This is a genomic window from Corynebacterium minutissimum, assembly GCF_016889765.1.
GTDB lineage: Bacteria > Actinomycetota > Actinomycetes > Mycobacteriales > Mycobacteriaceae > Corynebacterium > Corynebacterium minutissimum_B.
This window is the reverse complement of the sequence record NZ_CP069533.1, coordinates 2,449,741-2,471,536: the sequence shown is the minus strand read 5'-3', so window position 1 is coordinate 2,471,536 and position 21,796 is coordinate 2,449,741. Positions and strand designations below refer to the sequence as shown.

18 protein-coding genes and 1 tRNA gene are annotated in these 21,796 nt (G+C 60.6%); 9 read left to right on the top strand and 10 right to left on the bottom strand.

What is annotated here, in order from left to right; all coding sequences use genetic code 11:
* The first annotated feature begins 14 nt into the window (after positions 1 to 14).
* Positions 15 to 710 (top strand): helix-turn-helix transcriptional regulator, encoded by a 696-nt coding sequence (locus tag I6J26_RS11580; RefSeq protein WP_115021716.1) that lies wholly within the window; start codon positions 15 to 17, stop codon positions 708 to 710.
* 43 nt (positions 711 to 753) lie between these two features.
* On the opposite strand, the gene thrB is transcribed toward I6J26_RS11580, so the two are convergent.
* The 4 genes from thrB to argS form a co-directional block, all read right to left on the bottom strand.
* Positions 754 to 1,677, bottom strand: a complete 924-nt coding sequence (gene thrB, locus I6J26_RS11575) for a homoserine kinase (RefSeq protein ID WP_115021715.1) — start codon at positions 1,675 to 1,677, stop codon at positions 754 to 756.
* Positions 1,678 to 1,693: 16 nt separating this feature from the next.
* Entirely contained in the window at positions 1,694 to 3,016 is a 1,323-nt protein-coding gene (locus tag I6J26_RS11570; RefSeq protein WP_115021714.1) for a homoserine dehydrogenase, read from the bottom strand.
* A gap of 151 nt (positions 3,017 to 3,167) precedes the next feature.
* The gene (gene lysA, locus I6J26_RS11565) at positions 3,168 to 4,505 is read right to left on the bottom strand and encodes a diaminopimelate decarboxylase (protein ID WP_039674956.1); all 1,338 of its coding nucleotides are present in this window, start codon (positions 4,503 to 4,505) and stop codon (positions 3,168 to 3,170) included.
* Between the two features lie 28 nt (positions 4,506 to 4,533).
* Positions 4,534 to 6,195 carry an arginine--tRNA ligase gene (gene argS / locus I6J26_RS11560; RefSeq protein WP_115021713.1) on the bottom strand — a complete coding sequence of 554 codons (1,662 nt, stop codon included), beginning with the start codon at positions 6,193 to 6,195 and terminating at the stop codon, positions 4,534 to 4,536.
* 254 nt (positions 6,196 to 6,449) lie between these two features.
* Between argS and I6J26_RS11555 the strand changes: the two genes are divergently transcribed.
* The 7 genes from I6J26_RS11555 (at position 6,450) to I6J26_RS11525 (ending at position 14,996) form a co-directional block, all read left to right on the top strand.
* Positions 6,450 to 8,102: an L-lactate permease gene (locus I6J26_RS11555; protein ID WP_115021712.1), complete on the top strand. Its 1,653-nt coding sequence runs from the start codon at positions 6,450 to 6,452 to the stop codon at positions 8,100 to 8,102.
* Positions 8,103 to 8,419: 317 nt separating this feature from the next.
* A complete protein-coding gene (locus tag I6J26_RS11550; RefSeq protein ID WP_115021711.1) occupies positions 8,420 to 9,205 on the top strand; it encodes a (Fe-S)-binding protein in 786 nt (261 codons plus the stop codon).
* Entirely contained in the window at positions 9,205 to 10,710 is a 1,506-nt protein-coding gene (locus tag I6J26_RS11545; protein WP_115021710.1) for a LutB/LldF family L-lactate oxidation iron-sulfur protein, read from the top strand. The genes I6J26_RS11550 and I6J26_RS11545 overlap by 1 nt, the downstream gene beginning before the upstream one ends.
* Complete coding sequence (locus I6J26_RS11540) at positions 10,707 to 11,348, top strand: LutC/YkgG family protein (RefSeq protein WP_115021709.1); 642 nt, start codon at positions 10,707 to 10,709, stop codon at positions 11,346 to 11,348. Before I6J26_RS11545 ends, I6J26_RS11540 begins: the two co-directional genes overlap by 4 nt.
* A gap of 115 nt (positions 11,349 to 11,463) precedes the next feature.
* Entirely contained in the window at positions 11,464 to 13,059 is a 1,596-nt protein-coding gene (locus tag I6J26_RS11535; RefSeq protein WP_039674943.1) for an alpha/beta fold hydrolase, read from the top strand.
* Positions 13,060 to 13,178: 119 nt separating this feature from the next.
* Positions 13,179 to 14,804, top strand: a complete 1,626-nt coding sequence (locus I6J26_RS11530) for an alpha/beta fold hydrolase (protein WP_115021708.1) — start codon at positions 13,179 to 13,181, stop codon at positions 14,802 to 14,804.
* Between the two features lie 118 nt (positions 14,805 to 14,922).
* Positions 14,923 to 14,996, top strand: a tRNA-Arg gene (locus I6J26_RS11525).
* Positions 14,997 to 15,732: 736 nt separating this feature from the next.
* Here I6J26_RS11525 and I6J26_RS11520 read toward each other — a convergent pair.
* On the bottom strand, positions 15,733 to 16,182 hold the full coding sequence (locus I6J26_RS11520; protein WP_115021707.1) for a hypothetical protein: 450 nt from the start codon (positions 16,180 to 16,182) through the stop codon (positions 15,733 to 15,735).
* A 109-nt stretch (positions 16,183 to 16,291) separates the two neighbouring features.
* Between I6J26_RS11520 and I6J26_RS11515 the strand changes: the two genes are divergently transcribed.
* Positions 16,292 to 16,654, top strand: coding sequence for a VOC family protein (locus I6J26_RS11515; RefSeq protein WP_115021706.1), 363 nt, complete (start codon positions 16,292 to 16,294; stop codon positions 16,652 to 16,654).
* Positions 16,655 to 16,801: 147 nt separating this feature from the next.
* Here I6J26_RS11515 and I6J26_RS11510 read toward each other — a convergent pair whose 3' ends face one another.
* The 5 genes from I6J26_RS11510 to I6J26_RS11490 form a co-directional block, all read right to left on the bottom strand.
* Positions 16,802 to 17,011 carry a hypothetical protein gene (locus tag I6J26_RS11510; protein ID WP_115021705.1) on the bottom strand — a complete coding sequence of 70 codons (210 nt, stop codon included), beginning with the start codon at positions 17,009 to 17,011 and terminating at the stop codon, positions 16,802 to 16,804.
* Positions 17,012 to 17,187: 176 nt separating this feature from the next.
* Positions 17,188 to 17,481, bottom strand: a complete 294-nt coding sequence (locus I6J26_RS11505) for a molecular chaperone GrpE (protein ID WP_115021704.1) — start codon at positions 17,479 to 17,481, stop codon at positions 17,188 to 17,190.
* A 66-nt stretch (positions 17,482 to 17,547) separates the two neighbouring features.
* Complete coding sequence (locus tag I6J26_RS11500) at positions 17,548 to 18,057, bottom strand: MarR family winged helix-turn-helix transcriptional regulator (RefSeq protein ID WP_115021703.1); 510 nt, start codon at positions 18,055 to 18,057, stop codon at positions 17,548 to 17,550.
* Between the two features lie 23 nt (positions 18,058 to 18,080).
* Positions 18,081 to 20,651: an AAA family ATPase gene (locus I6J26_RS11495; protein WP_115021702.1), complete on the bottom strand. Its 2,571-nt coding sequence runs from the start codon at positions 20,649 to 20,651 to the stop codon at positions 18,081 to 18,083.
* Positions 20,652 to 20,654: 3 nt separating this feature from the next.
* A complete protein-coding gene (locus I6J26_RS11490; RefSeq protein ID WP_115021701.1) occupies positions 20,655 to 21,788 on the bottom strand; it encodes a metallophosphoesterase family protein in 1,134 nt (377 codons plus the stop codon).
* Positions 21,789 to 21,796: the final 8 nt, after the last annotated feature.

Sequence of the window (21,796 nt, the reverse complement as noted above, 5' to 3'; positions counted from 1 at the left end):
GGATCCATCTGCCGATGTCTACGCATACTCCCCGTTCCTCCACGGAGCTTTTTCCCGAGTCGCTTCATCTCTCCCCCAAGCAGCGAGAAGTACTCAAAGCCCTGCAGGAATATCCCCAAGGGGCGAAAGCAGCGGACGTCGCGGACGCGATGGGTATGCACGTCAACACCGCGCGTGGTCACCTCGACGAGTTAGTGAATGCCGGTGCCGTCCGCGTCATCACCGCTCCAGCACAAGGCCGCGGGCGCCCCTCCCTCATTTTCCAAGTGCGTATCCCTGATAATCGCTCCGTGGCAGAGGAGTATGTGTCCCTCATCAGCGTCCTCGCAGAAATGCTGGCGGATAAGGACCAGCTTGATGACTTCGCTTCTGAGCAGGCACGAGAGATTGGTCGCCGCTGGGCACAGGCCACCGCCGACAAGACTGTCAATAAGGCTGATGCTCTCGCTCCGCTGTATCGCGCCATGCGCGATATGGGCTTCGATCCGGTGACATCCATCGATAGGTTCAACCAGACGGGCGAGACAGACTTAGAGCTTCACGCGTGCCCGTTCGTCACCGCGGGTATCCGCCCCTCCCCCTTTGTCTGCGCCATTCACGATGGCTACCTTGAGCAAGCAGCCGTGGAGGCTGGCGGGCGCCTCCACCTCACACTCATGCCGCAGTCCGGCAACGGGGTCTGCCGGGTCAACGTCAAGACGGCGAGCTAGCCACGAGAAAGCGCGGTGCCATACGGCACCGCGCTCGAAGGTTTTAACCGCGCTCGACACTCACCGGTCCAGCGACCTCCAGCTCGAGGACACGAAGGCCTTGCTCTCGGGCTTCATCCAAGATGGACTCTTCAATGGGCTCCGTGTGGAGGACCATGATGGTAGGACCCGCACCTGAGAGGTAGGCCGCGTAGCCGCGGTTGCGCAGGCGGTTGACCCACTCCGCGGTTACCGGCAACACGTCCGCGCGATAAGGCTGGTGCAGGCGGTCGCGGGTGCCCTCCCAGAGCAGCTCCGGGTAGGCGGTCAGCGCTGCCACGTTGACCGCGGTGCGGGAGACGTTGAAAGCGGCGTCGGCATGCGTGACGTGCGAGGGAAGCACGCGGCGCACTGCCTGCGTTGAGGCGTGGAAATCTGGGACCAGGGCCGTGGCCTTGATGGATTCGTGGACGTCGAGAGTAGCGGCGCGGTATTCCGGGAGCGAGCGGCCGTCGACAGGCACCGTGGTCCACGAGACGACGGCGTTACCCAGCACGGACGCTGCGGCGTTATCCGGGTGCCCTTCGAAGGCCGAGGAGAGCTGGACAACCTGCTCCGCGGAGAGCGGGAAACCGGCCAGGCCGTTGCCTGCGGCCACGCCAGCCACCGCGGCAGACGCCGAGGAGCCCAAGCCGCGGGACTGCGGGATGTTATTCGTACACACCACGCGCAGGCCGGAGGCCTCGACGTCGGCAGCCTGAAGCGCAGAACGGATGGCCTTGACTACCAGGTGGGAGCCGTCGCGGGGCAAATCATCTGCGCCCTCGCCAAAAATCTCCACCTCCAAGCCGGAGCGAGTGACCTCTACCTCCACGGTGTCGTAGAGGCTCAGCGCGATGCCGAGGGTGTCGTAACCCGGCCCCAGGTTAGCCGAGGAGGCTGGGACCTGGACGGTGACTTTGGTGCCAACTTCGATATCGATGCTCATTGTCACAGCCTCAGCTTTAGACGCCTAGGCGGATGACGGAGTGAACGGCCTTGACCTCATCGAGCTCGCCAAGGGCCGCGACGATGTCCTCCAGCACCGCTTCCTTAGCCGCGTGGGTGACCACGATAAGGCGAGCGGTCTCCTCGCCATCTTCCTGGCGCACGGTGCGCAGGGAAACACCATGGCGGGCAAAAACGCCGGAGATGACTGACAACACGCCGGTGCGGTCATCCACCTCCATGTCCACGTGGTAGCGGGTCTCCACCTCACCAAACTCAGCGATGGGCAGGTTGGCGTAGGTATTCTCCCCCGGCGCACGGCCGCCGTGGACGATGTTGCGTGCCGCGCCGATGACATCACCCAGCACAGCAGAGGCGGTCGGGTTACCGCCAGCGCCGTTGCCGTAGAACATCAGTGAGCCAGCGGCCTCTGCCTCAACGAAGATAGCGTTGTAGGACTGGCTGACCGAAGCCAGTGGGTGATCCTTCGGAACCAACGTCGGGTGGACACGGGCGTTGACGGATTCCGCACCGGTCTCCTCATCCACAAGGCGCTCGCAGATGGCCAGCAACTTGATGGAGTAGCCAGCCTGGTTGGCGGCCGTGATGTCATCGGCGGTGATCTTCGAAATACCCTCGCAGTAGACATCGTCGAAGGTCAGGCGGGTGTAGAAGCCCAGGGATGCCAAGATGGCAGCCTTCGAGGCGGCGTCGTGGCCCTCCACGTCAGCGGTGGGATCGGCCTCGGCGTAGCCCAGGCGGGTCGCCTCAGCCAGTGCATCCTCATAGGAGGCACCAGTGGACTCCATAGCGTCCAGGATGAAGTTGGTGGTGCCGTTGACGATTCCGGAGATGCGCTGGATCTTGTCACCGGCCAGAGAGCGGCGCAGCATGCCCACCACCGGGATGGCGGCGGCCACGGCGGCCTCAAAGTAAAGGTCGACGTCGGCGCGGTCGGCAGCCTCCGCCAGCTCATCCGCGTGCGCGGCCACGAGAGCCTTGTTGGCGGTGACCACGGACTTGCCGGCGTTGAGGGCGGCGAGGACGAGCTCGCGCGGGAAATCAATGCCGCCGATTACCTCGACGACGAGGTCGATATCATCGCGCAGGACGAGCGCCTTGGCGTCGTCGGTCAGCAGCTCCGCCGGCACGCCCGGGCGCAATTTATTCTTGTTGTGCACGGCCACGCCGCGGATCTCCACGGGGCCGCCGATACGGTGCGCAAAAGCATCAGCGTTTTCTTGCACGAGGCGGAAAACCTCGGCGCCCACGGTGCCAAAGCCAAGCAATGCGATTCCTACAGGCTCGCCTTCGGGCTTCTTGCTACGGTTCGTCGTCATGGTGTCCCTTTGTTGAAATTGCGAATGGTTGTTACGTGCTAGCCCATCACTATACAGAACGAGCTGTCTATTTCTACGCGGAATGGCCTGCACTCCGCGCGACCGGCCATGTCACCCTGAATAAAATGCGGTGAGCTGTGCCAACGCCGCGCTAATCGACGTCCAACGCCAGCAAGTCCTCCACCGTTTCCCGGCGCAGCATGAGTGAAGCTTTGCCGTCACGCACGGAGACTACCGCTGGGCGCAGAGCGCCGTTATAGCGCGAGGCCATCATGTACTGATAGGCGCCGGTGGTGGCGAAGGCGAGGAGATCGCCGGTGGTGATATCCGAGGGGAAACGGCGCTCATTGACCAGAATGTCACCGGATTCACAGTGGAAGCCCACGATACGCGAGTCCACTGGCTCGCCCTGGGTACGACGGTTGACCACACGCACGTCGTAGTCCGAGCCATAGAGTGCCGGCCGGATATTGTCCGACATGCCGCCGTCCACGGACAGGTAGCGGCGCATCGGCAGATCCGCCTTGCCGGTCTCCACATCCTTGACCGTGCCCACGCGGTAGACGGTGACCGCGGAGGCACCCACCAGAGAGCGGCCAGGTTCCACCAGCACGAACGGCGGCTTGATACCGAGTTCAGTAGCGGTGCGCTGCACGGCGTCGAGGAGGTCTTTAGCCAGGGTGGCGACGTCGAGGGCCTCCTCATATTCCATATAAGGAATGCCAAAGCCGCCGCCCAAGTCCAGCTCTTCGAGGGCAACGCCGAGCTCGGAGTGAATGCGCTTGTACAGGCTCAGCACGCGCTCAGCAGCCAGCTTGAAGCCATCGGCGTTGAACACCGAGGAACCGACGTGGCAGTGCAGGCCCACCAGCTTAAGATTGGCGGATTCCAACACCGTGCGAGCAACCTCAAAGGCGGCGCCGGTGGACAGGGAAATGCCGAACTTCTGGTCCTCGTGGGCGGTGGCGATGAATTCGTGCGTGTGGGCGTCGATACCGGGTTTGACGCGGATCATGACCGGCTGGACGCGTCCGGCGGCTGCGGCAATGCTGTTGAGACGCGAGAGCTCCTCCGCGTTATCCAGCACTACATGCCCAATCCCCTCGCTCACACACAGCTGCAAATATTCGTCTTCCTTGTTGTTGCCGTGCGCGGTCATGCGCTCCGGTGGGAAGTTCGCGGCTAGCGCCAGCTTGGCTTCGTTAAGGGAAGCCACGTCGAGGCACAGCCCCTCCTCATCCACCCAGCGCACGATGCGCTTGGTAATGAAGGCCTTGGAAGCGTAGTGCACGTGGTCGGGGCCGCCGAAGGCTTGGGCCATATCCTTACAGCGCGAGCGGAAGTCTTGCTCATCGAAAACGTAGAGCGGAGTGCCGTATTCTTCAGCCAGCTCGGTCAAAGAAACGCCGCCAATCGAGACCACGCCATCCGAATCTCGAGCAGCGTTACGCGGCCACACGTGGGCCGGAAGGGAATTGAAGTCAGTCATCGATACCTTGTCTTACATCTTCTCCGTCTTACATCTTCTCCGGTGCGCTAACCCCCACCATGGTCAAGGCATTGGCCATGACCTGGCGGGTGGCGTTGGCCAGGGCGAGGCGCGCGGAGTGAATCGGCTCGGTCGCTTCATCAGTCTTCGGCAGCACCTGGCACTGGTCATAGAAGCGGTGGAAGACGGCTGCCAGTTCCTCGGCGTAGCGCGCGATGCGGTGCGGCTCGCGCAGGGTCGCTGCGGTAGCCACCACCTCGGGGAACTCGCCCAGAGTGCGGATGAGATCGCCTTCCTTGTCGTGGGTGAGGAGGTCGAGGGGGGCGTCGGCAAGCGCGGCGGTGTCGAAGCCCAGTTCCGCTGCCTTACGCAGGATGGAACAAATGCGGGCGTGGCCGTACTGCACGTAGTAGACTGGGTTATCCGCCGACTGGGAAGCCCACAGGCCTAAGTCGATGTCCAGGCTGGAGTCCACGGAGGAGCGCACCAGGGAGTAGCGCGCACCGTCGACGCCGATGGCTTCAACAAGATCATCGAGGGTAATGACAGTGCCCGCACGCTTGGACATCTTCACCGCCTGGCCATCGCGGACCAGGTTAACCATCTGGCCGATGAGGACCTCGACGGCCTCTGGGTTGTACCCGAGAGCCTGGGCGGATGCGCGCAAGCGAGCGATGTAGCCGTGATGGTCCGCGCCCAGCATGTAGATGGCCAGGTCGTGTCCGCGGTCGAACTTATCGGCCACGTAGGCGATATCACCGGCGATGTAGGCGGCATTGCCATCGGACTTAATAACCACGCGGTCCTTGTCATCGCCGTACTCGGTGGACTTCAGCCACCATGCGCCCTCGGACTCGTAGAGCTTGCCGTTGTCCTTGAGCTTCTGGATGGACTTTTCCACCGCGCCGGACTCGAAGAGGGAATTCTCGTGGAAGTAGACGTCGAAGTCCACGCCGAACTCGTGGAGGGACTCCTTAATTTGGGCGAACATCATCTCCACGCCCGCCGAGCGGAAGGCTTCCTGCACTTCGGCATCGCCACCGTCGAGGGCGTCCGGGTTCTGTTCGAGCACGCCCTGCGCGATTTCCTTAATATAGTCGCCGCCGTAACCGTCCTCCGGGGTGGGTTCGCCCTTGGCGGCGGCCACCAGCGAACGCGCAAAGCGGTCGATCTGTCCGCCGTGGTCGTTGAAGTAGTACTCGCGGGTAACTTCCGCGCCGGAGGCTTCGAGCACGCGGCCGAGCGAGTCACCCACGGCGGCCCAGCGGGTACCACCCAGGTGGATCGGGCCAGTCGGGTTCGCGGAAACGAACTCCAGGTTGATCTTCGTGCCCTGGTAGGTGGTGTTGCTACCGAAGTCTGCACCGCCGTTGAGGACCTGGGCCACAATAGCGCCCTGCGCTGCGGCGGCAAGGCGAATGTTGAGGAATCCCGGGCCTGCGATGGAGGCTTCATCGATGGCATCGTTGCCGGCGAGGGCATCTGCCAACCACTGCGCCAGCTCGCGGGGCTGGGCACCGGCCTTCTTGGCCACCTGGAGGGCCAGGTTCGTGGCGTAGTCACCGTGCTCCGGGTTACGCGGGCGCTCGACGGTCACGGTCTCCGGCAGGACGAAGGCGTCCAGCTCATGCTCGGTAAGGACGGCCGCAGCGGTCTCTTTGATCAGGGCGGAAAGATCTTCAGGATTCATAGGGCCAAAGTCTATCGTCCTTGCCGCTGGGAGGCACGATCAGGCTGCTCGCGTACTCGGGACGCTCAAACGTTAACTAGCGCACTCACCCCCATCAGGTGAATAATGCGGCACATGAGGGTGTGAGGTTCTACGCTAAACACGCTAACTGTATCGTTCCATCGCCTCGCACCTCCTCCTCCGTACAGGTCACTACTTCACAGTGACCACGCAGTACGTGGAGGAAAAGCGGGAAACACTGTGAATTGAGCTTTATGTCAACCTTCAACATCACCACCGATGCCATCGCTGGCAGCGTGGGAGCCACCGCTGCGGTCTCTACCCTGCCGCTGATCGCGTTCTTCATCATGCTGCTGGGCCTCAAAGCCCGCGCTCACACCTCGGGAGCAGTCGCACTCCTTGTGGCGCTTCTCATCGCCATCTTCGGCATCGGCATGCCTGCCGATATGGCACTGTCCTCCGCACTACGCGGCGGCCTCTTCGGCCTCTTCCCCATCGTTTGGGTCATCATCACCGCCATTTGGTTCTACGAAGTGACCGTGTCGTCCGGCCGCTTCGAGGACCTACGTAAGACCTTCGACCTCTTGGGCGATGGCGATATCCGTATCCAGGCCATCCTCATTGCTTTCTGCTTCGGTGGCCTGCTGGAGGCCCTCGCCGGCTTCGGTGCACCGGTGGCTATTACCGCCACGATGATCCTGGCGCTGGGTGTGAAGCCCCTAAAGGCCGCCACCACCGTGTTGATTGCGAACACCGCCCCGGTGGCCTTTGGTGCTGTGGGCATCCCGGTCACCACCGCCGGTTCCGTCGGCGGCCGTACCGCCGAGCAGACCGCGGACATCGCCAGCCTGATCTCCCTGCAGGTGCTGCTCATCGCTGCGGTCGTGCCCTTCTTCATCCTTTTCATCCTCGACGGCATGCGTGGCGTCAAGGAAGCCGGCCCCGCCGCCGCGGTCATCGGTGTGTCCTTCGCCATCGCGCAGTGGGCAGCCGCCACGTTCTTCGCCTACCAGCTCACCAACGTCGTGGCCTGCATTGTCTCCCTGGGCGCGGGCTTCCTCTTCCTGCGTGTATGGAAGCCCAAGGGCGTCGACAGCCTGCGTGAGCGCATGGAGCTGCCCGCCCAGGAAGAGGTGTCCGATCTTAACGGCCGCCGCATCTGGATGGCGCTGCTGCCCTACGCGGTTGTCACCGCCGTCTTCGCCGTAGCCACTGCGTGGCCAGCCATCTTCGGTTTCATCCAGCTCAACATCCCGTGGCCGCTTCTCGACGGCACCATTATCGACGCCGACGGCAACGCCATGGACACCGCCTTCAAGTTCAACGTCTTGGGCAACCCGGGCACCTTGCTTCTCATCTCCGGCATCATCGTGGCTATCATCTACATGGCCTTTAACGAGAACGGCCGCTACACGCTGGAGGCCTCCGAGCCGCTGGCGAAGTTCGGCGAAGTTATCAACCGCATGAAGTTCTCCGCACTGACCATCATCTTGGTTCTGGCGCTGGCGTACACCATGAACTACTCGGGCCAGACCATTTCCATTGGTCAGTTCGTAGCATCCGTCGGTGGCATCTTCGCACTCTTCTCCCCGGTCCTGGGTTGGATTGGTACCGCCGTGACAGGTTCCGATACCTCCGCCAATGCGCTCTTTGCCAACCTGCAGGTCACCGCCGCCGACCGTATTGGCGTCAACCCGGATCTCATGCTGGCAGCCAACACCTCAGGTGGTGTTGTGGGCAAGATGATTTCTCCGCAGTCCCTGGCCATTGCCGCTACCGCAGTGAAGATGGAAGGCGAGGAGTCCCGCATCTTCAAGGCCGTCGTGGGCTACTCCGTAGCCTTCCTTGCCGTCGTCTGCATCATCGTCTTCCTCATGACCAACGTTCTGGGCTTCCTCGTTCCGTAGAAAATGGTCAGCACACCGCGCACTCCTTAGAACGCCTGCCCCCGGATTCGGGCGCATCCGCTCCACCAGCCGCTGAGTAGTCCTTACTGCTCGGCGGCTGATGTGTCAGCATCTGTGCACGTAAGAATTTCACAACATTAATGTTGCGTTAAAGTGCCAGGTAGTGGGAATTTTTCGTGTCGAGAAAAACGATTTTCCACGGTAGAATTCTGCCTATACCTGTAGGCACATGTTCTGCGCACCGCTGTCTACCATGTACAAACTCTCTCCATGGAGACGACAGCGGACGCGTGGGGCAGATAAGGAGCGCAACACTAATGCGAATAGCATTGTTTTCCACCTGTATCGGTGATTCTCTGTTCCCCGATGCGCACAAGGCCACGGCCCTCGTCCTGTCCCGTCTAGGCTATGACGTGGTCTTCCCCGAAGAGCAGACCTGCTGCGGTCAGATGCACATCAACACCGGTTACCAGAAGGAAACGCTAGGCATGATCCGCTCCTATGCGGACGCCTTTGCTGATCCGTCCATCGATTACGTGGTTTCTTCCTCCGGCTCCTGCGTAGGAGCAGTGCGCGAGCAGCACACGATGATTGCTCAACGCTTCGGCACCGCCGCTGATGTCGATGGCGCTAAGAAGACCTCAGAAAAGACCCTGGACCTGCCGGAATTCCTCGTGGACGTCGCCGGCGTAACCAACGTGGGCGCGTTCTTCCCGCACCGCGTGACCTACCACCCTTCCTGCCACGGCCTGCGCTTCCTCAAGCTTGGTGACCGCCCCTATCAGCTACTGCAGGAAGTCGAGGGAATCGACTTGGTGGAGCTTCCTAACAAGGAAGAGTGCTGCGGCTTCGGCGGTACCTTCGCCCTCAAGAACGCAGAGGTCTCCGCGGCCATGGTTGGTGATAAGACTCGCCACGTCCGCGAAACCGCAGCCGAGTTCGTCACCGGTGGTGACTCTTCCTGTCTCATGAACATCGGTGGTGCCCTGTCACGTCAGCGTGCTGGCGTGCGCGCCATTCACTTGGCTGAGATCCTCGCCTCCACCAAGGAACACCCGTGGACCCCAGAGTCCGCGGCCTACTCTAAGGAGAAGATGCTCTAATGACTTCCTTCCTCGACACCACCCCGCCGCGCGCGCCCGAAGGTTACGGCAACCTGCGCGGTTCCAAGGCTTTTGTGCCGCTGGCACACGTCGGTCTTAATAACGCTACCCAGCGCCGCAACCTCCACCACGCCACCACCACCATTCGTAACAAGCGCCAGGGCGCTGTCGATGAGACCCCGGACTGGGAGCAGTTGCGTGACGCTGGTTCCGCCCTCAAGGAGGACGTCGGCGCCCGCATGAGCGAGCTCCTTCTCCAGTTTGAGGAGCAAGTGACCAAGCGAGGCGGCATCGTGCACTGGGCACGTGATGCTAAGGAAGCCAACGAGATCATCGAGGGGCTCATTAGGGAGACCGGCGAGACCGACGTGGTCAAGGTCAAGTCCATGGCTACCCAGGAAATCGCGCTCAACGAGCACCTCGAAGAAGCCGGCATCCACGCCCGCGAAACCGACCTGGCGGAGCTCATCGTCCAGCTGGGTGAGGATAAGCCGTCCCACATTCTGGTCCCGGCTATTCACCGCAACCGTGCGGAAATCCGTGACATCTTCGTCAACAAGATGCCGAATACCGATGACTCCCTCAAAGCCGAGCCTGCTGAGCTGGCTGAGGCATCCCGCCAGTTCCTGCGCGAGCAGTTCATGAAGGCCAAGGTTGCCATCTCCGGCGCAAACTTCGGTGTGGCCGAGACCGGCACCATCAACATCGTAGAGTCCGAGGGCAACGGCCGTATGTGTCTGACCCTGCCGGAGACCCTCATTACCGTCATGGGTATTGAGAAACTCGTTCCGACGTTCCAGGATCTTGAGGTATTCCTTCAGCTGCTGCCACGCTCCTCCACCGCTGAGCGCATGAACCCGTACACCTCGATGTGGTCCGGCGTGACCGAAGGTGACGGCCCGCAGAACTTCCACCTGGTTCTCCTGGACAATGGCCGCACCGCTGCCCTGTCTTCTCCGGTGGGCAGCCAGGCGCTCAAGTGCATCCGCTGCTCCGCCTGCCTCAACGTCTGCCCGGTCTACGAGCGCGCCGGTGGCCACGCCTACGGCTCCGTCTACCCGGGCCCGATTGGTATCTCCCTGACGCCGCAGTTGACGGGCATGAAGGACCACAACGATCCGTCGGCAAGCTTGCCCTATGCCTGCTCGCTGTGTGGCCGTTGCGACGAGGTCTGCCCGGTACGCATCCCGCTTTCCCAGGTGATTCTGGAAAACCGCCACCAGAAGGTCACCAACGCGACCCCGCCGATCGAGGAGAAGATCTTCAAGGTTCCGCAGCTTCTGTGGACCAACCCGAAGATATGGAACCAGGTCACCCACATGGTGGCTCTGGGTCGCGTCCTTGGTGGTTTCAACGGTGTCATCGACAAGCTGCCGCTGTTCATGTCCGGTTGGTCCGATGTACGCGATACTGCCGTTCCGCCGAAGAAGTCCTTCCGTCAGTGGTTCAACTCTGACGAAGCCCAAGAACTCCTCGCCCAAGCCAAGAAGGAGGGCATCAAGTGACCACCAAGAACAGCGCCGCCAAGGAAGAGATTCTGAAGCGCATCTCTTCTGCTCAGAAGCAGGCCGGATTGCCGGACCACGTCGAGGTTCCGCGTGAGTACCAGCGTGAAGGCACGCTGAGCGACGATGAACTGCGCGACATGCTCGTCGACCGCCTCGAGGACTACAAGGCTGACGTCCACGTCACCGACGAGGCCGGGCTCAATTCCACGATTGTGGACATCCTGAAGGACCGTGGCTGCTCCACCGTTACCTATGCGCCTGGTATCGATACCGGCCTACTCAATGGTTTCGAGGGCACTACCAACCCGGATGACAATGCCAAGGATCCGCGCGAGCTGAACGACGTTGACGCGGTGCTTACCGAGTCCCACGTCACCTCGGCACAGACCGGCACCATCGTCCTGGAGTCCAACGAACTCTGTGGCCGCCGTGCCCTGACTCTGGTCCCGGACCGCCACATCTGCATCGTGCGCGACGACCAGATCGTGTACGGCATCCCGGAGGTTGTCTCCCGCATGAACCCGGAGCGCCCGGCTACGTGGATTTCCGGCCCGTCGGCGACGTCCGATATTGAGCTCAGCCGCGTGGAGGGTGTCCACGGTCCGCGTGATCTCATTGTGGTGATTGTTAAGTAGTGAGGTAAACGGGGGTAGCCACTCCCCCTCCTCCATGCTGACTTAGCTGTCTTACATCACCCATGGCGCATAGGATAAGGCGAGTACCTACTCACCATTTTAGGAGCCTTGTTCTATGCGCCTTTCTCGCGTTCTGGGCTCGGTTCTAGGCCCTGTAGCTCTGGCTGCCGGCTTAGTAGCCGTTCCCACCGTTGCCCACGCTGACCAGCCCACCATCACGTGGGGAGAGTGTCCAGAGGGGGTTGACCATGAGCGTGCTGAATGCGGTCATGTGACCGTACCGACCTACTACGATGCCCCGGACAAGGGCACCATTGAGGTTGGTTTTATCCGCCTGAAGGCAACGGGTGCGCGCAAGGGCAGCCTGTTCACCAACCCGGGTGGTCCGAACGGTGACGCTTATGGCTGGGTCAACAACGCCGCATGGCCGAAAGAGATTGAGCAGGAGTTCGATATCATTGGTGTGCAGCCGCGTGGCTTGCGCGAGTCCGCGCCCGTCAACTGCACGGCAAGCAACCCGGGTGATAACCCAATCGTTGCGCTGACGCAGATTGGCGCCATCACCCGCCAGGATTGTGAGAAGAACACCCCTGGTTACACCGACTCCATCACCACAGAAAACACTGCCCGTGACTGGGAGGTCGTGCGCCAGGCACTCGGCGAGGAGCGCATCAACATCGCTGGTCTGTCCTACGGCACCTTCTTGGGCTCGACCTACGCCACCTTGTTCCCGCAGCACACCGACAAGATGGTGCTCGATTCCGGCATGAATCCGAACATGGCCTGGAACGGAATCTTCGCCTCCCAACAGGCGGGCTACGAAAACGCCCTGGAAGATTTCTTCACCTACATGGCGAAGAATGACGCCACCTACCACGCTGGTAAAACTCCGCTGAAGGCGTATGAGCGCTGGTCCCAGGTTGTCGCTGCCGAGGCCGGCGTGCGCCCCACCGTCCTCCCGCCGGATGCACAGATTGGTGACCTCCCACCGGGCCTTGAGTTCGCTGGCCAGCCAGGCGCAAACATTATGACTGCTACCGGCCAGCTGCGCGTGCAGGCAGAGCACTTGGCAGGCAGGGCTCGCAACCCGCAGGCACTACAGGTAACCTCCCCTACGCTGAACACCACCCGTGAGCTTCTGCCGCGCCCAGAGGCATGGGAAACACTGGCTAAGCACATTGCCGGCATTGAGCCCATCAACTTTGAAGAAGCAGCCAAGGAAGGCCCGCAGGACCCGAAGCAGGCTCAACAGGCCATTCTGAATGCGACGAGCATGCAGAACATCATCATGTGCAATGAGAACACTGCGCCGTCGGATCCGACCACCATCCCGGCCTTCCTGTGGTCGAACTACTTCACCCTGGACCCGTTCACCTTGTTCAACTCGCTGTACTCCTCCGGCTCCGGCTGCGGCGGCCGCGCCCCCATCACCAAGCCGGTGGCCGTGAACGGTGCCAACCTCGCCACCAAGCCACTGCAGATCCAATCCACCGGTGACCCGCAGACCCCGTACGCTCACTTCCGTGGGCTGTCGGATCCGATGCAGTCCCGCGTGGTCACCGTCCATGGCCCCGGCCACGGCCACTTCGCCGTAGGCAACCAGGCCGTTGACAACATTGTGGTTAACTACCTGCGCACCGGCGAGGTAAACACCGCCGATGCCCCGGGCTTCTTCGACCAGCCCCGGGCCGAGCAGCCCCAGAACCAGTAGGGCACGCAGTTGGCGTGTGAGGTTACACATAGCCTCGCACGCAGAGGTCAAACCTGAGAAAAAGCACTGCTCAAGGCGCATAAACTAGAACTGTAGCCAGACCGGCAAGGAGTTCTGTTATGCGCCTTTCTCACGTTTTCGACTCAGCTCGCGCGGTGACCGCCACGCTCGCCGCCGCACTACTCGGTTGTGTTGGACTCGTAATCAGTACACCAGCCACTGCCGCACCAAACACCGCTGTCGGCCCTTCCTCAACCCCCGCGCCCGCAGGCACCCCAACCATCGATTGGGTACCATGCCCTGCGGACGTCGATGCACCTGGCGCCGAGTGCGGTCACATCACCGTGCCTACTTTCTACGATGCCCCCGAGCGCGGCAGCATCCAGGTCGGATTCGTGCGCCGTCCTGCCACCGCACAGTCCCGCGGCACAATCTTCATCAACCCTGGTGGCCCCGGCGGTGATGCCTTGGCGGCTATCTCCAGTTTTCTCTGGCCCGAGGAACTCACTACGCACTACGACATGGTGGGTGTACAGTCCCGGGGTTTACGCTTTTCCACGCCCCTTGACTGTGACAGCTCCGTTGTCGAAGACGCCGAGGGTACGGGTCAGTTCACACACTTTGGCCAGCTGATCCGCGATGCCTGCGAACAGTCCTTCCCTGGCTATGCCGATTCCATGACCACGGCAAACGTCGCCCGTGATTGGGAGCAGGTCCGCGCCGCCTTGGGTACGGAGACGATCATCGCCTCTGGTGTTTCCTACGGCACCTTGGTGGCCTCCACCTACGCCACGTTCTTTCCGGAGCACACCGACCGCGTCGTTCTTGATTCCGGCTACACCCCGTCTGCGTCGCTGAACCGTCAGGCCGCCAGCCAGCAACGAGGCACCACACGGGCTCTCGCTGACTTCTTCGGCTACATCGCAGCGAACGACGCCACATATCACCTGGGCACAACTCCCCTGCAGGTATATGAACACTGGGCAGACAAGGTTAGGGCCGAATCCGGTGTGCGCCCCACTGCACATCCGCCTGCTGCTAGCACCGAAGACCTGCCTGCTCCCCTGGCCTTTACCGGCCAACGTGGTGCTGAAGTCATAACCGCGACGAACCCACTGCGCGTCCAACTGGAGAACCTCTTCGACCAACTCCGAAACCTTGGTGCCAGCCAGTCGAACTCCCCAACGCTACAGATCGCTGCAACGATCCTGCCCTACCCAAGTTCGTGGGAGACGGCAGCCCATCACATCGCCGGAATCGAGACCATTGACCTCGGTAATGCTCAGACCACAGACTCCCTCCCCACGGACGCTTCCGGCCGCGCGCAAGGCTTTACCACCAACCTTGTGCTGTGCAATGAAACCTACTCGGCCCACGAATTCGGTTATGGCGCGGCGTTTCTGTGGGACGCTTTCGTCACCAAGGATCCATTCACGGTACAGAACAACCAATTCCGCTCTGGACAGTTCTGCGGCGGGCGCGAACCTATAACGACGCCTGTGCTTCTCGACGGCTCCCGCCTCACCACCCCGCCCCTCCAGCTTCAAGCTACCGGCGATCCCTTAACGCCGTATAGCGATTTCCGCGGTATGTCAGACGCCATGCGCTCCCAGATCGTCACGGTGCATGGTCCGGGCCACGGCCAGTTCGCCACCGGCAACGGTGCCGTCGATGACATCGTCATGGAGTACCTGCGCACCGGCCACGTCAGCACCACCGACGCCCCCGGCTATTTCGAGCAGTAAGCACCTCACCGCATCACCTCACCAGCCGCACCTTTCAAGGGCTACTCACTGCGCGAGCCAATTTCTAGGCGCTCACCCCTATGCGCTAGAATCGCATCGTTGGCATTTCGCCAGCGATGCCCTTGTAGCTCAGCGGATTAGAGCATCGGTTTCCGGTACCGAAGGTCGCAGGTTCGATCCCTGTCAGGGGCACTCTGTGAAGTCTCGAGACATCGTTCCGGTCGGTGTCTCGAGACTTTTCGTTTTCGGAGCCGAGGCCAACATTTAGGCTAACGGCCACATTCACGGTAGATAAGGGCCAGAATCCTGTAATTTTTAGCCGCTATCTACCGTGAATGACAGTGACAGTTGTGTGAGACCCCGGGGCTGTGGACTAGAGCTCGGAAATCGGCTAGCCGCATCGTCACGGATACTCCTCAGTACAGGCAACTGTGCGGCCCAAGATCGTGCCCGTATGCACGATAACTGAGACCTAGTTCCGACCTCAGTTGTCGTTCATAGTTTGAGACACACTCCTAGAACTGCTCCTGAAAGCGCTAAAAGCAACCGAGCTGGGCCTCACACGAGCGGATTTTTGGCAGTCGTCACTTTGGTGTGGAAAGCCTCAGAGGATCGATGTCTTGAGACATCGCTTTTCGTCGTGTCTGGGCAGTTGTGGCTTCAGGGCTTTCTACCGGAACAGTCTCATGAGACATGCGAAACGATGTCTCCGAACCGGACACTGTCAGGGGCACTTTTTGATGCATAGGTCCGGTGCCTTCCCATAGCCGTCACACCCCCTAACACCACATCAAGATGGTTCCAGTCATAAGGCACTACTCACAAGGTTCCCCTGGGGGCAAACGAACCTTCCTCCCCTCCTCATATGGTTCGTTTGGGCCCAAACAAACCTTATGAGGAGAACCATCCTCGCTAACGTCCTTTTCGCCTAAGCCGCACGCGCAAGGCGCGCCTGAATGTCTGCAACAACCTCCTCTGGGTTCTTGGCTGAGGCGATAAAAGAGGAGGCTCCTTGCTCGATACACACGGTGGGCCCGGAAACGATATAGGCCGATGAACCATCGACCACGCGTGGACCTGCGCCTTCTTTCAGTCCTGTCTCCGGACCGACGCTGACACCGGTGATGTCCTTGAGGGAAATCGTCTTTGAAAACAAGCCCAAGACGGAAGCCGTCACGCCGTCGTCGCTCACGACGATCTTCACCCGCATCACAATGCAGGCCAACGTTGCCACGATAACCACTGCGCCAAAAAGGATAGCTACCCACGTGGAATTAACCATTGTTGGCAGAAGCGCTGTCACAACTGCGAGGCCAACGACGATACCGAGCCACTGGAGCGGGCCATTGAGAAAGCGCACATAGACGTTGTCACTCATGGTTCTCAAGGGTAGTTAGAAGCGTTCCAGCCTCGTGGAGCATCACCGGAGTCGGTTTCTTCAATCTTGTCGAATGCGGAGATTGTCGTTCATAGGTAAAATTTTACGCATGTCGAACCGTGAAATCGTCTTCATTGTTTATGCCAGCAACGTCGAGAAATCCGTTGAGTTCTATTCACAGCATCTTGGACTCACGGTTGACTTCACCTCACCCCGCTACGTCACCTTCGACCTAGGCGATGGCGTTTCACTCGCTGTGTGGAGCGGCGAGAGCCAAGCACTCTCCTCTGCCCCGACGCGTACCTCGGAAGTCTGCCTCAATGTGGACAAGGACGAAGTACTTAAGGTTTACAACAACTGGACGGCCACAGGCGTAGAGGTCCTTGAAGAACCGCACGAGGATGTCTTCGGCACAACGTTTGTCGTTGCTGATCCCGACGGTAACCGTGTTCGCGTGGCTCCCATCGATTAGCCAGCGTGCTAGCGGCATGGCCGCATGGCAAACGGGTATGAAAAAGCCCCAGCAGCTTCTGCGATTGAGCTGCCGGGGCTTTGTTGGTGCCGTGGCTACTGCACCACGGGCTGCGGAGGCTTTACAGCGTCCGCGCGTCCGTTCGCGTTACTGAGTGATGAACGGGTTCACGATCTCCTGCGTGATGTCCAAGGTACCGTGCTCGATGTAGTACATACCGAAGAAAAGGGCGGTCAGAATAACCACGGAGATGAGCATCAAGGGAATCCACTGAACGAAGACGGATACCCAACCGTCAGCCTTGTCGCGTGCGGCAGCCTCGCGCTCTTCCTGAGCCAAATCGCGCTGGTTGATCATGTTCAATCCTTTCACTTAGCTCCCTCTCCGAGGAGCTCATGCTGGAGTCTTCTCCCTCACAGCTGAGGGACGCTCGCCCATTAACACAGAGTATGTTAGCAGGTTATACAGTACCGGCCGTAGTTATACGCAGATTTTCAGCGGCTATCCGTCAGAAGTTTGACACCGTGTGTGAGCTAGACCCCAGGATCCTCGTTATTCTCCAACGCCTCGATGAATTCTTCGCGGTCGTGGAACATGCGATTGATGTCATCTTCAGCGCCAACAATCCATTGCTGTGAAAGCTCATCGAAGGTCACAGCGCTTTCTGGATGCTGTTCCAGAGCCTGCTCTAAAGCCGCGGCCTGTTCATCGCTCAGCTCGTCAACGTCCTCCACTGGGCCCACCTGCGCGCTCAACTCCTCCAGCGCTTCAATGCGGTACTGAGCGTATTGGCGTTTCGGGTGCTCGAATAGTTCTTGTCCCATCATGATGTGGGGATACACCTCCTGGTGAGAATGCGGTCTGGGCCCACTGTACCCGTGAATCGCTCGATCTTAAGAGCGACTTCCGCGCAGGAGCTCGTCGGGGACGAAGTCCTTATAACCGGGCAAGTTATTCTCTGCTAACACGCCCTCACAAAACCGCAGGAGCGCTGGGGCATCTGCGGAATCGAGGTGGTCAAAGACCATGCGGCGAACGGACTCCACGTGTTCCGGTACGGATGCTCGAAGCCGCTTAAAGCCGAGTCGCGTGATAACGACCTCGACTCCCCTGGCATCGCCTTCGCATTTTTCTTTGGACACGAGACCACGTTTTTCCATCCGCGTGATTTGGTGCGAGGCGCGGGAGCGATCCCACTCCAGCTCCGAGCACAGTTCACGCAGACGCAGGCGGTGGTTCGGGGCTTCAGAGAGGGACACGAGCACGGAGTACTCAGACATGGAGATATCTCCGCAAGCCAAGAGGGTCTCCTCCATGCCGCGGTTGATCTTGCGGATGCAGGCCAAGAGGTGACGCCACAGGTCTTGTTCTTCTTCGTTGAGCCATCGAGTTTCCGCAGTCATGACAACAACCCTACACTTTGGAGTTACAGCCCTTTTAATTTTTCCATGCTCAACTCGGTGCGCCCACCAACCCAGGAATAACGCTGAGGCATGCAGGTCAACACAATGACCTGGGAACTCTTTCCCGCCTTAGTGAAAAGCGCTGCCATGAGCTGCAGACGGGAAGAATCGGTGGACCCCAATGCATCATCAATAATGATGGGCACGGAATCCCCAGAGACGAGCTGCGCGATGGCAAACCGCGTCAGAATCCCCAACTGCTCCTTGGCTCCCCCGGATAGGCCCTCAAAATCCACGGTGTCGCCATTGCGGCTGCGCGTTTCTACCTTGAGTTCTTCTGACAGGTGGAAATCCACGTCGCTGCCAAAGACGGTGCGCGCCAAACCATTGAGTGCCGTGACAAAAGGCTCCGCATAGCGCTGGCGGGCGGCGTCACGATGGCGCAGCATAAGCATGCGTAGATAACGGGCGGCCTCAGCCCGGCGTTCGGTGGCGGCGTGGCGTTCGCGGGCCATCTCCAGCTCGGCAGCGGCCCTTTCTCGTGCTTCGGCCGCACCGGAGTGCAACTCAATGCGGCCAGTAAGCTCACGCTTCTCACCATTGGCATCAGACACCGCGGCTTTAAGCGACTCAACGTGCGTTCGTGCGCCTTGTGCCAAGGTTTCTGCGGTGGCAACATCCACGCCCGACATCTCTTTAAGGACGGCTTCCTCGTTAGCCTGTGCTGAACGGGCTTTTTCTATGGCGGCGCGAACGTCGTCGTCACTACGCTGCTCGCGGGCGGCGGCAATGGCCTGGGCCTTGAGGCCACGCTGCGATTCGGCTTCGTCGGCGCGGACTTGAGCAACGTCGAGAGCCGCCCCAGCTTTGTTCTCGCGATAGGGAGCCAACGCACGGTCCAGCTCGTCGAGCTGAGTGCGCAACAATTCCTCTTCTTTCTCCACAACGGCAAGCTCACGTGGCTCGTCGTCATTTTCATCGGCAGTCTCCAGTTCTTCGATGGCACTAGCCTCAAAGCGCGCGCGAAGCTCGCCCAAATCATCACCACCCAAGGCAGCAACCAGCTCACGGGAAGCGCTGTCTAGCGCTGTAGCAAGCTGCTCGTGCTTCTCATGGGCCGCGCGAGCTACCTCGACGGTCTCGCAGCCAGCGTTGTCCAGAAGGCGGACTAGCTCTGCCTGGGCTTTCTCAACACCATCGACTCCGGATTCGCCGGCAGCGGCGGCATAGCGCGCGGTGACCTCGCCGATGCACACCATCGTGCCATCGTGCAGCTCAACCGGGGTTTCCTCACCGGAATCGAGAGCCAGAGGCTCACCGTCCACCGTGATCTCACCCGAGCCGGTGACATAGAGCTTCGCGGCGGCGGCCGCACGCAGGCGCTTCTGAATGCTAACCTCACGTTCAGCTTCCACCAGCGCATCAAGGTTCGCAATGGCGGGTGCTGCGGCCATTTCACGGCGGCGAACCGCCAGGGTTTCCTCGAGAGCATTCAACGTTTCTAAGCGTGTGCCCAAAGCGTCGTGCTCCGCGCGCTGCCACGCACGGCTCGCCCGCTGACGCTCCTCACGCACTGCGTCATAGCGCTTCTGTACTTCAGCGCGTTCTCCTTCGAGTTTCAGCCGTGCAGCTGCTTCGGTGTCTGCCCGTTCAGTTGCCTGCGCTAGAACCATCGCAGCACGCTCAACGGCCTTGACCGCGAGGGAGTGCTCCTCCACGAGGGTCTGTCGGCGCTTGGCATCCTCCTGGGCACGCATCAAAGCCTCCGCAGCGCGAGTAACAGCAGCCTCTTGCGCACTCACCTTCTCCTGAGCCGCGCGTGCCGCGACAAGTTCTGCATCGAGGCGAGCGCAGTCCTCTTCGGCAGCAGGCAGGGCGGCCTCAGCTTCACTCTGCTTGAGCTCCGCAGCCTCGTAGCGCTCCACCACGCCATCGAGCTCGCGCAGGGCGGCTTCAGCAGAGGCATGGGCGTCCTCCGCTTCCTCTAAAGCCGCAATAGCAGCCTTGTACTCCCCTGCCGGTTTATCCGTCTTGGCGGTGTAGTACTGCGTGTACTCAGTTTCGATGCGCGTGAGTAGCTTGGAATCCTCAGCCACAGCGCTCGACCCGGTTTCTTCTTCCAGTGCGGCAGTTAGAGACGGGATGCCGACTGCAGCGATGCCCTCATTCTGGTCATCCTGGCGCACAAACAGCGCATCGAGTAGTGCGCGGTCAAGGTGCTCGCTCAAGATGCGGTCGAGCTCATTATCGGCCTCAGCACCTGTCCATTGCCCGGGGCGCGGAGACAACACCTGCAATTCCGAGGCACGCTTCTTCAACCACCTCTTGTGAATCCGGAAGCGATAAGGGCCCACGGTCGCTTCCAGCGTGACCTCGGGCGCTACGTCACGGCCCACGGGTTTGAGCGCCTTAATCTTCTTTGATCCCGCCGTGTGCTTTTCCGTCAGAACAAAGTCGATGGCCTCCACGAACGTGGACTTGCCGGCCTCATTTGGGCCGCCAATCACCACGACACCCGTCTCCGGCAAATCCGAAACCACCAGGTGTTCCACAGCGCGGACATTTGTCAGTTCAACAGAATGCAGTTGCATCATGGTTTAGGCTCCCTTCGCACTGAGACGAAACAGCAGGTTGGCGGCATCACGGGCGGTGGGGTTGTCCAGATCCTCCAGCAGTTCTGTCAGTGCATCGGCGGCATAGCCACTCACACTCAGCTCGCCCAATTCCTCCTCTGACGGAGCAAGGTGCAGGTCCATCGTCCGCTCACGTGGTTTCAGGGAGGCAAAGACCTCTTCCAGATCCGCAAGGCCCTGCTCTAGCCGTGCTTGAGCGTTCAGGCCCAGCGTTCCGCACAGGCTGTACTTCACCGCAGTGCGCGTCTTTCCAGGCAGCTCATCCAGATCCGACAAGAAGCGCTCGACCTCCTCCATCGAGTTAAGGTCAACATCGATGGCGCGGAAGTGCCAACGTCCAACGCTGTGCTTGGCGACGTCCACCCGCTCACCCTCAACCGTCACTACCAACGCATTACCGGAATCGCGCTCGCGATCATCGAAGGCCGTGGTTTCCGGGCTACCGGAGAACCACACCTTGCCGGTGCGGCCAAGAGAGGCCGTGGAGTGAGTATCCCCGAGCGCCAGGTAATCAATAATTCCTTCGTCGAGGCAGCGCTCCACGAATGCCAAGTCAATGGTGTCTGCATCGGTATCAGCAGATTCACCTGCGCGGGATTCCACTTGGCCGTGGCCCACCGCGATGCGGGCAATCCCGCCCGCTGCCTTATCGAATGGCTCCAAGGGCTCCAGTGCACGGCGCACGAGGTCGTAATTCGCGCGTTTCGACAGGTAGGGCGCGCCGACGATTTCTACCCCTGGGCGTACCTCGATGGGCTCGGAATCTGCAATAACGTGGACGTTATCCGCAAAGGAGTGAAAGAAAATGGAGTCCGCCACGAGCGGGTCGTGGTTGCCTGGCAACAGGTAGACGGGCACGGGCAAGTTCTTAAAGACCTCTTTTGCGCGCAGCAACGTGGACTTGTTGAGGGAGTTATGTTCAAACACGTCACCAGCCACCACGATGAATTCGGCACCCGTTTCGCTGGCTAGCTCACCGAGACGCGCTACCGCCTCCTCCCGGTCATCATCGAAGCGCGATTGCGCTGCGGGGGAAAGAAACCAGCGGCTCATCCCCAGCTGAAAGTCGGAGGTATGGATGAACGTGACAGCGGCCATGAATTCTT